General features: G+C 67.9%; 12 protein-coding genes. 7 read left to right on the top strand and 5 right to left on the bottom strand.

Translation table 11 applies throughout. The features are described 5' to 3' along the window. The 4 genes from B2Y21_RS09390 to B2Y21_RS09405 form a co-directional block, all read left to right on the top strand. On the top strand, positions 1-474 hold a 474-nt coding region (locus B2Y21_RS09390), incomplete at its 5' end, for a PhoH family protein (RefSeq protein WP_292059200.1). Beyond that, complete coding sequence (ybeY, locus tag B2Y21_RS09395; RefSeq protein ID WP_292059202.1) at positions 474-944, top strand: rRNA maturation RNase YbeY; 471 nt, start codon at positions 474-476, stop codon at positions 942-944. The genes B2Y21_RS09390 and ybeY, both read left to right, overlap by 1 nt. Further along, positions 941-2,533, top strand: a complete 1,593-nt coding sequence (gene lnt / locus B2Y21_RS09400) for an apolipoprotein N-acyltransferase (protein WP_292059203.1) — start codon at positions 941-943, stop codon at positions 2,531-2,533. The genes ybeY and lnt overlap by 4 nt, the downstream gene beginning before the upstream one ends. Before the next feature lie 98 nt (positions 2,534-2,631). Then, positions 2,632-3,051 carry a helix-turn-helix domain-containing protein gene (locus tag B2Y21_RS09405; protein WP_292059205.1) on the top strand — a complete coding sequence of 140 codons (420 nt, stop codon included), beginning with the start codon at positions 2,632-2,634 and terminating at the stop codon, positions 3,049-3,051. Positions 3,052-3,128: 77 nt separating this feature from the next. Here the strand turns inward: B2Y21_RS09405 and B2Y21_RS09410 are convergent, their stop codons facing one another. Both B2Y21_RS09410 and B2Y21_RS09415 read right to left on the bottom strand, forming a co-directional pair. Further along, positions 3,129-3,662 (bottom strand): carboxymuconolactone decarboxylase family protein, encoded by a 534-nt coding sequence (locus B2Y21_RS09410; protein ID WP_292059207.1) that lies wholly within the window; start codon positions 3,660-3,662, stop codon positions 3,129-3,131. 237 nt (positions 3,663-3,899) lie between these two features. Next, on the bottom strand, positions 3,900-4,454 hold the full coding sequence (locus B2Y21_RS09415; protein WP_200167278.1) for a peroxiredoxin: 555 nt from the start codon (positions 4,452-4,454) through the stop codon (positions 3,900-3,902). 282 nt (positions 4,455-4,736) lie between these two features. Between B2Y21_RS09415 and katG the strand changes: the two genes are divergently transcribed. Further along, positions 4,737-6,965: a catalase/peroxidase HPI gene (gene katG / locus B2Y21_RS09420; protein ID WP_409410757.1), complete on the top strand. Its 2,229-nt coding sequence runs from the start codon at positions 4,737-4,739 to the stop codon at positions 6,963-6,965. A gap of 113 nt (positions 6,966-7,078) precedes the next feature. Then, positions 7,079-7,966, top strand: a complete 888-nt coding sequence (locus tag B2Y21_RS09425; RefSeq protein ID WP_125900742.1) for a hydrogen peroxide-inducible genes activator — start codon at positions 7,079-7,081, stop codon at positions 7,964-7,966. 6 nt (positions 7,967-7,972) lie between these two features. On the opposite strand, the gene B2Y21_RS09430 is transcribed toward B2Y21_RS09425, so the two are convergent. The 3 genes from B2Y21_RS09430 to acnA form a co-directional block, all read right to left on the bottom strand. Further along, the gene (locus tag B2Y21_RS09430) at positions 7,973-8,449 is read right to left on the bottom strand and encodes an RES family NAD+ phosphorylase (protein WP_292059210.1); all 477 of its coding nucleotides are present in this window, start codon (positions 8,447-8,449) and stop codon (positions 7,973-7,975) included. 7 nt (positions 8,450-8,456) lie between these two features. Continuing rightward, positions 8,457-8,942, bottom strand: coding sequence for an antitoxin Xre/MbcA/ParS toxin-binding domain-containing protein (locus B2Y21_RS09435; protein WP_003166528.1), 486 nt, complete (start codon positions 8,940-8,942; stop codon positions 8,457-8,459). A gap of 145 nt (positions 8,943-9,087) precedes the next feature. Next, complete coding sequence (acnA, locus tag B2Y21_RS09440) at positions 9,088-11,793, bottom strand: aconitate hydratase AcnA (protein WP_292059212.1); 2,706 nt, start codon at positions 11,791-11,793, stop codon at positions 9,088-9,090. Between the two features lie 186 nt (positions 11,794-11,979). Between acnA and ccmA the strand changes: the two genes are divergently transcribed. Beyond that, complete coding sequence (gene ccmA, locus B2Y21_RS09445; protein ID WP_292059214.1) at positions 11,980-12,600, top strand: heme ABC exporter ATP-binding protein CcmA; 621 nt, start codon at positions 11,980-11,982, stop codon at positions 12,598-12,600. Positions 12,601-12,690: the final 90 nt, after the last annotated feature.

Below are 12,690 nucleotides of genomic sequence, written 5' to 3' on the forward strand. Positions count from 1 at the left end.
GAGAAGCTGGGCTTCCTGCCCGGCGATCTGAACGAGAAGGTCGACCCCTATCTGGCGCCGATCTGGGAGTCGCTGAACGACATCCTGGGCGTGGACGACGTGCGCCGCCGCCGCGAGAAGGGGGAGATCGAGGCCGCCCCCATCGCCTTCATGCGCGGCCGCACGCTCAGCCACGCCTTCATCATCGTCGATGAGGCGCAGAACACCTCGCGCATGCAGATGAAGATGGTGCTGACCCGCCTGGGCGAGGGNNTGGTGGTGACGGGCGACCCGTCGCAGGTCGACCTGCTGAACCCGCGAGATTCCGGTCTGGCCCACGCGCTGCGCATCCTGAAGGACGTGGAGGGCGTCGGCGTCCAGCAGTTCAAGTCCGAGGACGTGGTGCGTCACGCCATGGTCGAGCGCATCGTGCGCGCTTATGACTCCGATGCGGCGCGCAGCCGCCCCTTCCCCGACCTTGAGGACGACGCCTGATGATCGAGGTCGAGATCGACAGTAACGGCTGGACTGAGGCCCTGCCCGAGGCGGCGGCGGTCGCCGAGCGCGCCGCCGTGGCCGCCCTTGGGACCATCGAGGGCGATGTGGTGGTGCTGCTGGCCGATGACGCGGCGGTGCAGGATCTGAACAAGCGGTTCCGCGACAAGGACCGGCCGACGAACGTCCTGTCCTTCCCCGCGGCGGAAAGCGCCTTTCCGCATCTGGGCGACGTGGTGCTGGGCTACGCCTATTGCGCGGCGGAGGCTGAAGCGCAGGGCAAGAGCCTGTCGGATCACCTGAGCCATCTGGTCGTCCACGGCGTGCTGCACCTGCTGGGCCGCGATCACGAAGACGACGCCGAGGCCGAGGAGATGGAGGCCGAGGAGCGCGAGATCCTGGACGAACTGGGCGTCTCCGATCCTTATGCGGCCGAGCATGGTGCGATCGAGCATGAGGGCGCCGCGTGATCGAGGCGCTCGCCGCCCGGTTCGCGGGCCTGCTGAACCATCGCTGGGGCCGGATCGCTCTGGCGCTTCTGGCCGGGGCGGGCGCCGCCCTGGCGCATCCGCCGTTCGGTTTTTTGCCGGGGCTGCTGGGCTATCCGCTGCTGCTGCTGCTGGCGGATCGTTCAGGCGGCATGAGGGGCGGCTTCTGGGTCGGCTGGCTGGCGGGCTTCGCCTATTTCTTCATCGGCTGCTGGTGGGTGGCCGAGGCCTTCCTGGTCAATCCGGCCCAGGCGTGGATGGCGCCCTTTGCGGCCAGCCTGCTGCCGGCGGGCATGGGGCTGTTCTGGGGTCTGGCGACCATGGCCTATCGCCGGCTCAGTCCGGCAGGCGTGCGGCGCGTCCTGCTGTTCGCGGCCCTGTTCGCCCTGCTGGAATGGACGCGCGGCCATGTGCTGACCGGCTTTCCGTGGAACCCGGCGGGCGCGAGCTGGGCGGCCGGCTCGACCATGTCCCAGTTCGCCTCGATCGCTGGGGTCTATGGCCTGGGGCTGATCACGGTGGCGGCGGTCAGCGCCTTGGCGCCCCTGATCGACGCCGGGCCGCGTCGCCCGCGCCTGATCGCGGCGGGGCTGGGCGTGTCGACCCTGGCCGGCCTGTTCGTTTTCGGCGCCGTGCGCCTGTCATCGGCGCAGGTGGTGGAGACGCCGACCCTGGTGCGTCTGGTCCAGGCCGACATCGCTCAGGACTATAAGTGGAGCCCGGAGGCCTATCACGCCATCCTGGGCCGGTATCTGGAGTTGACCGCCCAGCCCGCCGCCGCCCTGCCTGACGTGGTGATCTGGCCCGAGGGCGCCCTGCCGACCACGGCCAACGACCTGTTCGCCACCAACGACGCCTATGCGGTGGCTGATGCTCTGCAGACGGGGCAGACCCTGTTGGCGGGCCTGAGCCGGGGCGAGTCGGATCCGAGCGCCGAGACCGGCGCTCGCTATTACAACAGCCTGTTCGCCCTGCACGACGAAGGCGGCGAGGCGGGGCTGCGCATCGGCCCCATCTACGACAAACACCGGCTGGTGCCGTTCGGCGAATACCTGCCGATGGGCGAGCTGATGAGCAAGATCGGCGTGCGCAGCCTGGTTCACGTCCCTGCCGATTTCACCGCCGGACCCACGCCCGCGCCGATCAGCCTGGTCAACGCCCCGCCGGTGCAGCCGCTGATCTGCTACGAGGCCCTCTATCCGGGCTTTACGCCGGCGGCGGGGGCGACGCGTCCGGCCTGGATCGTCAACGTCTCCAACGACGCCTGGTTCGGCAAGACGTCAGGTCCGCGCCAGCATCTGAACCTGGCGTCCTATCGCGCGCTGGAGACCGGCCTGCCGGTGGCGCGGGCCACGCCGACCGGCGTTTCGGCCATGATCGATCCGTGGGGCCGCATCGTTGAAGGCAAGCGGCTGGACCCCGGCCAGGCCGGGATCATCGACGTGCGTCTGCCGCAGGCGGCGGCGCCGACGCTCTACGGCCGGTGGGGCGATATGGGGTTCGCCGTCTTGCTGATTATAATGCTGATCACGGGACGCCGCCGCGCCGGAAATGGGCGGCTGGAGCGTTAACCCTATCGAGAGGGGCGGCGCCCCTGTGACGCGAAAACGCATGACAGAAGCCGAGGGCGGCGGCATGTCGAAAAGAAAAACAGGGAAGAGGGCAGGACATGGTCAGGGGTTCCGGGACTGATGGTCCCCATCTGGTGGATCGGCATGTGGGGCGGCGCGTCTGCGAGAAGCGCATCGCCCTGGGCTACAATCAGACCGATCTGGGCCAGGCGCTGGGGGTCACCTTCCAGCAGGTGCAGAAATACGAAAAGGGCGCCAATCGGATCTCGGCGTCCAAGCTGTGGGACATCGCCCGCTTCTTTCGCGTGGACATCGGCTACTTCTTCGATGGGCTGACCGGCGCGGCCCAGCCGGGTATGGCCGAGGGCGAGGCCGAGCCCTTCGTGCATGACTTTCCCGCCACCCGTCAGACCATCGAGATCGGCCGCCTGGCGCCGCGCCTGTCGTCGCGTCAACAGAAGCTGGTGGTCGATCTGATGCGAGAACTGGTCGAAGACGGCGCCGACAACGACGGCTGAGGGCGTCGCGAGCCGGCGGGCAAAGAAAAAGGCGCGGAGCGATCCGCGCCTTTTCCTGTTTAGGAGCCTGCTGGGGGTCAGGCGGTCAGCGCCGTCTCCGAGGCGATGATGCGGCTGGCGGCGTGGACCACGGCGCCGATGCGCAGGGCGGCCTGGATCTGGACGTTCGGCACGGCGTGCTTGCGCAGTTCGCCCTCGTGGGCGTCCAGGCAGGCGCCGCAGCCGTTGATGGCCGAGACGGCGGTGGACCACAGTTCGAAGTCCAGCTTGTCGACGCCCGGATTGGCGATGATGTTCATCCGCAGCTTGGCCGGCAGCGTCGTGTACTCCTGGTTCTTCATCAGGTGCAGCGAGCGATAGTAGATGTTGTTCATGCCCATGATGGCGGCGGCAGCCTTGGCGGCGTTCATCGCTTCGGGCGACAGGACGGTCGCGGCCTGGGCCTCGATCAGCTTGACCACGGGGCCGACGCCGATGGCGTGCGCCGAGGCCAGGAAGCTGCCCCACTTCTGCTGGTCGTTCAGCACGGTCTCATTGGCCAGCGAGGACAGGTTCAGCGAGATGTCCTTGCCATAGGCCGGGATCAGGTCGCGCAGGGCGTCGATGGACATTTTCGTGTTCCTTTCAGGAAGCGGCTATCGTTCGCGACGCGGTCGCTCACTGCTTGAGCCGCACGGCTTGGATGGGCGCTCAAGCCGCGAGGCTCCGCGAGCCGAGCATAGCGCCCAAGATAACGAAGCAGGCATGAAAAAGGCGGCGACAGTCGCCCGCCGCCGCCTCTTTCGAGGGGCGGCCCGGACCCTACTCACGCGGTCCGGGCCTGGCCGTTTCGACCTCTGGGCCAGTACTTACGCGGCCAGAGTGTCGCCGCCGACCGGGCGGTTGCAGGCGCACAGCTCGTCGGTCTGAAGAGCATCGACGACGCGCAGGGTGTCTTCCGGCGAACGGCCGACGTTCAGGTTGGTGACGTAGACGTGCTGAATGACGTTGTGCGGGTCGACGACGAAGGTCGCGCGCAGGGCCACGCCTTCTTCTTCGTCCAGCACGCCCAGGGCGCGGGCCAGCTTGCCGCCGTTGTCGGCGAACTGCCAGATCGGCAGCTTGTTCAGGTCGGCGTGATCACGGCGCCAGGCCAGCTTGGTGAACTCATTGTCGGTCGAACCGCCCAGAACCACGGTGTCGCGGTCGGCGAAGTCCTTGCCCAGCTTGGCGAAGGCGGCGATTTCGGTCGGGCAGACGAAGGTGAAGTCCTTCGGGTAGAAGAAGATGACCTTCCACTTGCCCTCGAAGCTGTCCTGCGTGACGGCTTCAAACGCCGAGACGCCGTTCTCTTCGTGAGCGTTGAAGCCCGGCTTCACACCGATGATCTTGAATTCAGGCAGTTTTTTACCGACGCCGAGCATCGCGCTTCTCCATCCGATGATAAAAGATTTCGGCGGCGTCGATTGGGGAGGACGCCGTCGATGGACAGGGGATCGGCTTTTCCCGGCTTGAAGTCAAATCGATGATTTGACGCATGACGATAGATTTAATCTATCAAACTGGGCGTGCTTGATAAGCGAGGCCTGCGAAGCGAATTCAGGCTTCGCTATAAGTTTCTTCTGTGGTCGCGAACAAGTTAATCGATTTTCCTTTCCGCCTGAGGGGTCATAGCCTCGAGGCTTCGAACCTGAGGAGGAACGATCATGGACGGCAACACCGACGGGGCCCCCAAGGGCCGCCCGATGAAGAAAGACGCGGTGCGTTCGCTGCTGGGACGCACCAATCGCGACTGGTGGCCCAATCAGATGTCGCTCGACATCCTGCATCAGCAGGGGATCAACGGCGATCCGATGGGCGACGACTTCAACTACGCCGAGGGGTTTAAGTCGCTGGATCTGGCGGCGGTCAAGCGCGACCTGACCGCCCTGATGACCGACAGCCAGCCCTGGTGGCCGGCGGACTACGGCCATTACGGCCCCTTCTTCATCCGCATGGCCTGGCACTCGGCCGGCACCTATCGCACCGGCGACGGGCGTGGCGGCGCGGGCGCCGGCCAGCAGCGGTTCGCGCCGCTGAACTCCTGGCCGGACAACGGCAACCTGGACAAGGCGCGCCGCCTGCTGTGGCCGATCAAGCAGAAGTACGGCGCCAAGCTGTCGTGGGCCGATCTGATGATCCTGGCCGGCAATGTCGCCATTGAATCGATGGGCGGGCCGGTGTTCGGCTTCGGCGGCGGCCGCGCCGACGTCTGGGAGCCCGAGAAGGACGTCTATTGGGGCACGGAAGAGCAGTGGGTCGGCGAAGAGGGCAATGAAACCCGCATCCAGCCCGACAAGGGCATGGCGCTGGAAGAACCGCTGGCCGCCATCCAGATGGGCCTCATCTACGTAAACCCCGAAGGCCCCGGCGGCGTGCCCGAAGCCCTGGCTTCGGCCCGCGACATCCGCGAGACCTTCGCCCGCATGGGCATGAACGACGAGGAGACGGCTGCCCTGACCGCCGGGGGTCACACCTTCGGCAAGGCGCACGGCGCCGGCGACGCCAGCAAGGTCGGCGCCAGTCCCGAGGGCGCGGACATCGCCCAGCAGGGCCTGGGCTGGATCTCGGGCCATGAAAGCGGCGTGGGCGACCACACCATCACCTCGGGCATCGAGGGAGCCTGGACGCCGACACCGACGACCTGGGACATGACCTTCTTCGACATGCTGCTGGACCACGACTATGAGCTGGTCCGCAGCCCGGCGGGGGCCAAGCAGTGGCAGCCGATCGGCAATCCGCCCGAGACCCTGGCCCCGGCCGCCCATACGCCGGGCAAGCGCGTGCCGACGATGATGACGACCGCCGACATGGCGTTCAAGATCGACCCCGAGTACCGCAAGATCATGGAGCGGTTCCGCGCCGACCCGGCCTATTTCGGCGATACGTTCGCGCGGGCCTGGTTCAAGCTGTGCCACCGCGACATGGGGCCGAAGGCCCGCTACCTAGGCGCCGACGTCCCAGCCGAAGACCTGATCTGGCAGGATCCGATCCCGGCGCAGCAAGGACCGGTGATCGACGCCGCCGACATCAAGGCGCTGAAGGCCAAGATCGCCGCCTCGGGTCTGACGGTGGCGGAGCTGGTGCAGACGGCCTGGGCCTCGGCCTCGACCCATCGCGGTTCGGACCATCGCGGCGGCGCCAACGGCGGCCGCATCCGCCTGGCTCCGCAGAAGGATTGGGATGTCAATCAGCCGGAACAACTGGCCCGCGTGCTGAAGGCCTATGAGGCGATCAAGGCCGAGTTCGACGGCCAGACGTCCGGCGGCAAGACGGTGTCGATCGCCGATCTGATCGTCCTGGGCGGCGGCGTCGGTGTCGAGACGGCGGCCCGCGCCGGCGGTCATGCGACGGAGGTTCCCTTCGTCCCCGGCCGCACCGACGCCTCGCAGGAGGAGACCGACGTCGAAGGCTTCGCGGTGCTGGAGCCGCGCGCCGACGGTTTCCGCAACTATCTGCAGGTGCGGTTCAACGTGCCGACCGAGGAACTGATGGTCGACCGCGCCCAGCTGCTGGGGCTCAGCGCCCCGCAGATGGCGGTGCTGGTCGGCGGTCTGCGGGTCATGGGCGCCAATCACGGCGGCTCGACCCACGGCGTGCTGACCAATCGTCCGGGCGTCCTGTCCAACGACTTCTTCGTCAATCTGCTGGACATGGGCACGGCCTGGAAACAGGTGGACGACAGCGCCGACGAGGTCTTCACCGGCAATGACCGCGCCAGCGGCGAAGAGTTGTGGACGGCGACGCGCACCGACCTGGTGTTCGGCTCCAACGCCCAGCTGCGCGCCCTGTCTGAGGTCTATGCCTCGGCCGATGCGGGCGAGAAGTTCGTCCGCGACTTCGTGTCGGCCTGGGTCCAGGTGATGAACGCCGACCGCTACGACCTGGCCGCCTAAAAGGGCTGCGAGGCCGAACTCCACGCGGGCGCCGTCGATCGGCGGCGCCCGCAAGCGTTCGGAGCTGCATCATGGATTTTGCTCTCTGGGCCGCGAGCCCCTATGTCGCTCGCATGCTCCCCACCCTGCGCCAGCTTCAGTATCTCAAGCTCCTGGCCGAGCACGGCTCCTTCAGCCGCGCCGCCGAAGCCGCTCACGTCAGCCAGCCGGCCCTGTCGGCGGGCGTTCAGGAGCTGGAGAAGATCCTGGGGGCGCCCGTCGTCGAGCGCACGCGCGGGGCGGTGATCCTGACCGCCGTGGGGGCCGAGGCGGTCAAGCGGGCCGAGGACGTCCTGGCCCGCACCGAGGATCTGGTCGAGGCCGCCCGCAACGCCGGCAAGCCCCTGTCGGGCCGGTTCCGCCTGGGCGTCATCCCGACGGTCGCCCCCTTCTTGCTGCCCAGGACCATGCCGGGGCTGCGCGACCGCTATCCGGGCCTGCGTCTTTTTCTGCGCGAGGATCTTACGCCGCGGTTGATCAGCGCCCTGAAGGCGGGACAGCTGGACGCCGCCGTCATCGCCCTTCCCTACGACGCGCCAGGCATCGACCACGCCCGTATCGGCGACGATGAAATCCTGGCCGCCGTGCCCGCCGGTCACGCCCTGGACGGCGCCGGGCCCATCCCTGAAGGCCTGCTGAAGTCCGAGGATCTGATCCTGCTGGAGGACGGCCACTGCCTGCGCGACCAGGCCCTGGCGGCGGTGAAGATCGAGGCGCCGCGCGGCGAGGACGTCTTCGCCGCGACCACCCTGCCGACGCTGGTGCAGATGGTCTCGTCCGGCCTGGGGGTCAGCTTCCTGCCCAATATGGCGGTGAAGGCGGGCCTGGCCGATCATCCCGGCGTGGTCATGCGTCCCATCGCCGAGAACGCCCCGCACCGCGAGATCGTCGTCGCCTGGCGGGCCGGTTCCAGCCGCGCCGCCGAGGCGCGCCTGCTGGCCGAGGCGTTGAAGCTGGACTGAGCCGCGTCAGCCGAACAGGCGGCTGTCCCACCAGACCGGCGTCTCCAGCCCCGGCTTGATGCGGGCGAAGTCGGGATGGGCGGTGTTGAAGACGAAGTTGCGCTCCATCCGCGCCACGACCGAGGGCGTGATCAGCAGGGCCGAGCGGCCTTCCGCATGCCAGGCGCGGCCGAAGGCGCGGGCCGCCGCCCCGCCCGGTTCGGCCCAGCCGGGGACCAGATCCGGGTTGACCACTTCATAGGAGACGCCCGCCGGGATGTGGATATCCACATGGTGCTGGCCCAGCGGCAGTTCGCCGCCGAAGTGGACCAGCTTCTCCAGCATGGCGGTGGAATAGTGCTCGGCGGCGTAGATCACCCTCTGGCCCGCCTCGTGCCAGCGGCCGGAAGCCCGGCGCGAACCGCCGTCGCTCCAGATGGGATATTCGCCGCGCGGATCGCCGATGCGGAATCCCTTGAGCGCGTCGTCCAGCCGACGATGCATGCCGGATCTAGACCGCGAAGCCGGCGTCGGCGCGGCGCACCAGATTGATCACCGCCTCGGCCCCCGCCGAACTGGATTGGGCCATGGCCAGGGGGGTGCGGCCGTTCAGCAACTGATGCGGGCGGTTCAGGAAGCGGACGACGGCGGCGCTGTCGCCGCGATAGGCGCGGCCCACGGCGTCGACCACGCGGCCGACCTCGTACAGGCGCTCGCTCATCTCGCGCGACAGGGGCTTGCGGCTGGTGCGGGCGCGCCGCAACGTCGCCTCCGGAATGATCTGGCCGACCACGCGGGGCATGCCGATCACCTGGCCCAGGGCGGCGGCGGCGGCGGGCTTCAGCCCCTGCGACACCCGCTCGGCCAGGGCCACGTCGTCCATCGTCTCATTGTCGTTCAGGCCCAGCAGCTTGCCGATCCGCGCCGCGTCGCTGGCGGGCAGGGTCTCGGGCGAGGCGTAGAGGTCGAGGGCGGTCATGGCGGCGGCTTTCGTCATATGACGTCAATATGGGCGTCAAGCGACGATGCGACAAGGGATGAGTGGAATGTGTCGGTCGGCGTCCAAGAAAAAAGGCCGGCGGATCGCTCCGCCGGCCTTCATTCTGGTTGGTCTAACGCGCTTTCGCGCGGCTTGAGACCGCTTACTTCTCGTCGCCGCGCGCCAGGTTGCGCAGGACGTAGGGCATGACGCCGCCGGCCTTGAAGTAGTCCAGCTCCGTCTGGTTATCGATGCGGCAGCGGACCGGGAAGCGGGCCATCTTGCCGTCCGACGGACGGAACATCTCGACCCACAGATCCTGGCGGGGCTTCAGCTTGCCGACGTTGGCGTCGGTCAGGCCGCGGATGGTGACGATCTCTTCGCCCGTCAGGCCCAGCTTCTGCCAGCCGTCTTCCTTGAACTGCAGCGGGACGACGCCCATGCCGACCAGGTTCGAGCGGTGGATGCGCTCATAGCTTTCGGCGATGACAGCGCGGACGCCCAGCAGGCGGGTGCCCTTGGCCGCCCAGTCGCGCGACGAGCCGGTGCCGTATTCCTTGCCGGCGAAGACGACCAGCGGGCGGCCTTCCGACTGGTAACGCATGGCCGCGTCATAGATCGACATCGTGTCTTCCGACGGGAAGTGCTTGGTGACGCCGCCTTCGATGTCCGGGGTGATCTTGTTGCGGATGCGGATGTTGGCGAAGGTGCCGCGCATCATGACTTCATGGTTGCCGCGGCGGGCGCCGTAGCTGTTGAAGTCCAGGGCCTCGACGCCGTGGTTGGTCAGGTACTGACCGGCGGGCGAGGCCTTCTTGATCGAACCGGCCGGGCTGATGTGGTCGGTGGTGATCGAGTCGCCGAAGATGCCCAGCACGCGCGCCTCGACGATGTCCGTGACCGGAGCGGGCTCCATGGTCAGACCCTCGAAGTAAGGCGGGTTCTGGACGTAGGTCGAGGTGTCTTCCCACTCATAGGTCTGACCGCCGGTGACGGCGATCGCCTGCCAGTGCTCGTCGCCCTTGAAGACGTCGGCGTAGCGCTTGGCGAACATCTTGGGCGTGACCGACTTCTTCTGGATGGCGGCGATCTCCTGCGAGGTCGGCCACACGTCCTTCAGGAAGACGTCATTGCCCTTCTTGTCCTTGCCGATCGGCTCCTTGGTGATGTCGATGCGCATCGAACCGGCCAGGGCGTAGGCGACCACCAGCGGCGGCGAGGCCAGGTAGTTGGCCTGGACGTCCGGGTTCACCCGGCCCTCGAAGTTGCGGTTGCCCGACAGGACCGAGGTGGCGACCAGGGCGTTGTCGTTGATGGCCTTGGACACGGCCGGGTCCAGCGGACCCGAGTTGCCGATGCAGGTGGTGCAGCCGTAGCCGACCAGGTTGAAGCCCAGGGCGTCCAGATCCTTCTGCAGACCGGCGTCGGTCAGATAGTCGGTGACGACCTGCGAGCCGGGGGCCAGCGAGGTCTTGACCCAGGGCTTGGGCTTCAGGCCCAGGGCGTTAGCCTTGCGCGCCACCAGACCGGCGGCGATCAGGACCGACGGGTTGGAGGTGTTGGTGCAGGAGGTGATGGCGGCGATCACCACATCGCCGTCGCCGATGTCGAAGCTCTCGCCTTCCACGGCGGCGCGCGGGGCGTCGGCCGGACGGGCGAAGACGCCGGTCAGGGCTTCTTCGAACGACGGGGCGGCGACGGTCAGTTCAACGCGGTCCTGCGGACGCTTCGGACCGGCCAGCGACGGCACGACCGTCGAGATGTCCAGCTCCAGGACGTCGGTGAAGATCGGGTCTTCGGACTCTTCGTCGATCCACAGGCCTTGCGCCTTGGCGTAGGCTTCGACCAGGGCGACGCGCGCCTTCTCGCGGCCGGTGGCCGTCAGATAGTCGATGGTGGCCTGCGAGACGGGGAAGAAGCCGCAGGTGGCGCCGTATTCCGGAGCCATGTTGGCGATGGTGGCCTGGTCCTCGATGGTCATGCCGGCGATGGCGGGACCGAAGAATTCCACGAACTTGCCGACCACGCCCTTCTTGCGCAGCATCTGGGTGACGGTCAGCACCAGGTCGGTGGCCGTCGCGCCTTCCGGCAGCTTGCCGGTCAGCTTGAAGCCGATGACTTCGGGGATCAGCATCGGGATCGGCTGGCCCAGCATGGCGGCCTCGGCCTCGATGCCGCCGACGCCCCAGCCCAGGACGGCCAGGCCGTTGATCATGGTGGTGTGGCTGTCGGTGCCGACCACGGTGTCCGGATAGGCGACGGTCTTCTTGCCTTCCTCGGCGGTCCAGACGGTCTGGGCCAGGTTCTCGAGGTTCACCTGGTGGCAGATGCCGGTGCCGGGCGGCACGACGCGGAAGTTGTTGAAGGCCGACGAACCCCAACGCAGGAAGTTGTAGCGCTCGATGTTGCGCTCATACTCGCGCTCGACGTTCTGGCCGAAGGCCTGGGCGTTGCCGAAGTGGTCGACCATGACCGAGTGGTCGATGACCAGATCGACCGGGACCAGCGGGTTGATCTTCTTGGCGTCGGCGCCGAGCTTGTCCATCGCGTCGCGCATGGCGGCCAGATCGACGACGGCGGGAACGCCGGTGAAGTCCTGCATCAGCACGCGGGCCGGGCGGAAGGCGATCTCGTGCTCGACGGCGCCCTTGTTCTCGATCCAGGCGGCGACGGCCTTCAGGTCGTCCTCGGTGACGGAGACGCCGTCTTCGTTGCGCAGCAGGTTCTCCAGCAGCACCTTCATCGAGCGCGGCAGGCGGGAAATCCCAGCCAGACCGGCTTCCTCGGCGGCGGGAAGGCTGTAATAGGCGTATTTCTTGCGCCCGACCGCGAGGTCTTGGCGGGTCTTGAGGCTGTCAATCGACGGCATGGAGAGTAGTCCTCTGACAAACGCCGCCCGACAATTCGGTTGCGCCTTCGCGCGCTGGACGTCGGGGCGCACAGGTCCCCGGCGCGCGCGGCGAAAGCCTGCTGCGGCGCTAGCGCATATAGTCCCGCGCGCGAGGGCCGTCCATGTATCCACACCCTCGACGTGGACATTGAGAGAGACTCGCAAATGCTGATCCGTCTCGGGATCGCAGCCTTAAGCTTGTCGCGCGGCGAGCGGCGGCTGTTCAGCGACCTGTCCTTCGCCCTGTCGGCGGGCGAGGCGGCGGCCCTGACCGGGGCCAATGGCGCGGGCAAGACCAGCCTGCTGCGCGCCGTGGCGGGCTTTATCCGGCCCGATGCAGGCACGGTCGTTTTTCACGATGCGGACGGCGAGATCGAGGCCGAGACGGCGCGGCGCGCAGCGCTTCACCTGCTGGGCCATCACGAGGGTCTGAAGCCCCAGCGCACGGCGCGGCAGGAGCTGGGCTTTCAGGTCGAATGGCTGGGCGGTTCGGCCGCCGCCATGGACGCGGCCGTCGAGCGGCTGAAGCTGACGCCCCTGCTGGATCTGGAGACGCGCAAGCTGTCGGCGGGGCAGAGGCGGCGGCTGTCGCTGGCGCGCCTGGTCGCCGCCCCGCGCGCCCTGTGGCTGTTGGACGAACCGCTGGCCCCGCTGGATGAGGCGTGGCGCGGCGTCGCCGCCGAACTGATGGCCGAGCATCTGGCGGACGGGGGCATGATCCTGGCCGCCGTGCATGATCCGCTGCCGGTTGCGGCGCGGTCGCTGGATTTAGGGGGCGTTCGGTGAAGGCCGCCCGCGCCCTGTTCGCGCGCGAGCTGTCGCTGGCCTGGGGCGGCGGCGGGGGGCCGTTGCTGGCCTGGGGCTTCCTGCTTGGTT

Source organism: Brevundimonas sp. UBA5936, from assembly GCA_002430835.1.
GTDB lineage: Bacteria > Pseudomonadota > Alphaproteobacteria > Caulobacterales > Caulobacteraceae > Brevundimonas.

Bases quoted from the DNA above. Each gene is read 5' to 3' on its own strand.
- ybeY (WP_292059202.1), top strand. From the start codon at position 474: ATGATCGAGGTCGAGATCGACAGTAACGGCTGGACTGAGGCCCTGCCC.
- B2Y21_RS09425 (WP_125900742.1), top strand. From the start codon at position 7,079: ATGCTCCCCACCCTGCGCCAGCTTCAGTATCTCAAGCTCCTGGCCGAG.
- B2Y21_RS09415 (WP_200167278.1), bottom strand. From the start codon at position 4,454: ATGCTCGGCGTCGGTAAAAAACTGCCTGAATTCAAGATCATCGGTGTG.
- B2Y21_RS09435 (WP_003166528.1), bottom strand. From the start codon at position 8,942: ATGACGAAAGCCGCCGCCATGACCGCCCTCGACCTCTACGCCTCGCCC.
- ccmA (WP_292059214.1), top strand. From the start codon at position 11,980: ATGCTGATCCGTCTCGGGATCGCAGCCTTAAGCTTGTCGCGCGGCGAG.
- acnA (WP_292059212.1), bottom strand. From the start codon at position 11,793: ATGCCGTCGATTGACAGCCTCAAGACCCGCCAAGACCTCGCGGTCGGG.
- B2Y21_RS09430 (WP_292059210.1), bottom strand. From the start codon at position 8,449: ATGCATCGTCGGCTGGACGACGCGCTCAAGGGATTCCGCATCGGCGAT.
- B2Y21_RS09405 (WP_292059205.1), top strand. From the start codon at position 2,632: ATGGTCAGGGGTTCCGGGACTGATGGTCCCCATCTGGTGGATCGGCAT.
- B2Y21_RS09410 (WP_292059207.1), bottom strand. From the start codon at position 3,662: ATGTCCATCGACGCCCTGCGCGACCTGATCCCGGCCTATGGCAAGGAC.
- katG (WP_409410757.1), top strand. From the start codon at position 4,737: ATGGACGGCAACACCGACGGGGCCCCCAAGGGCCGCCCGATGAAGAAA.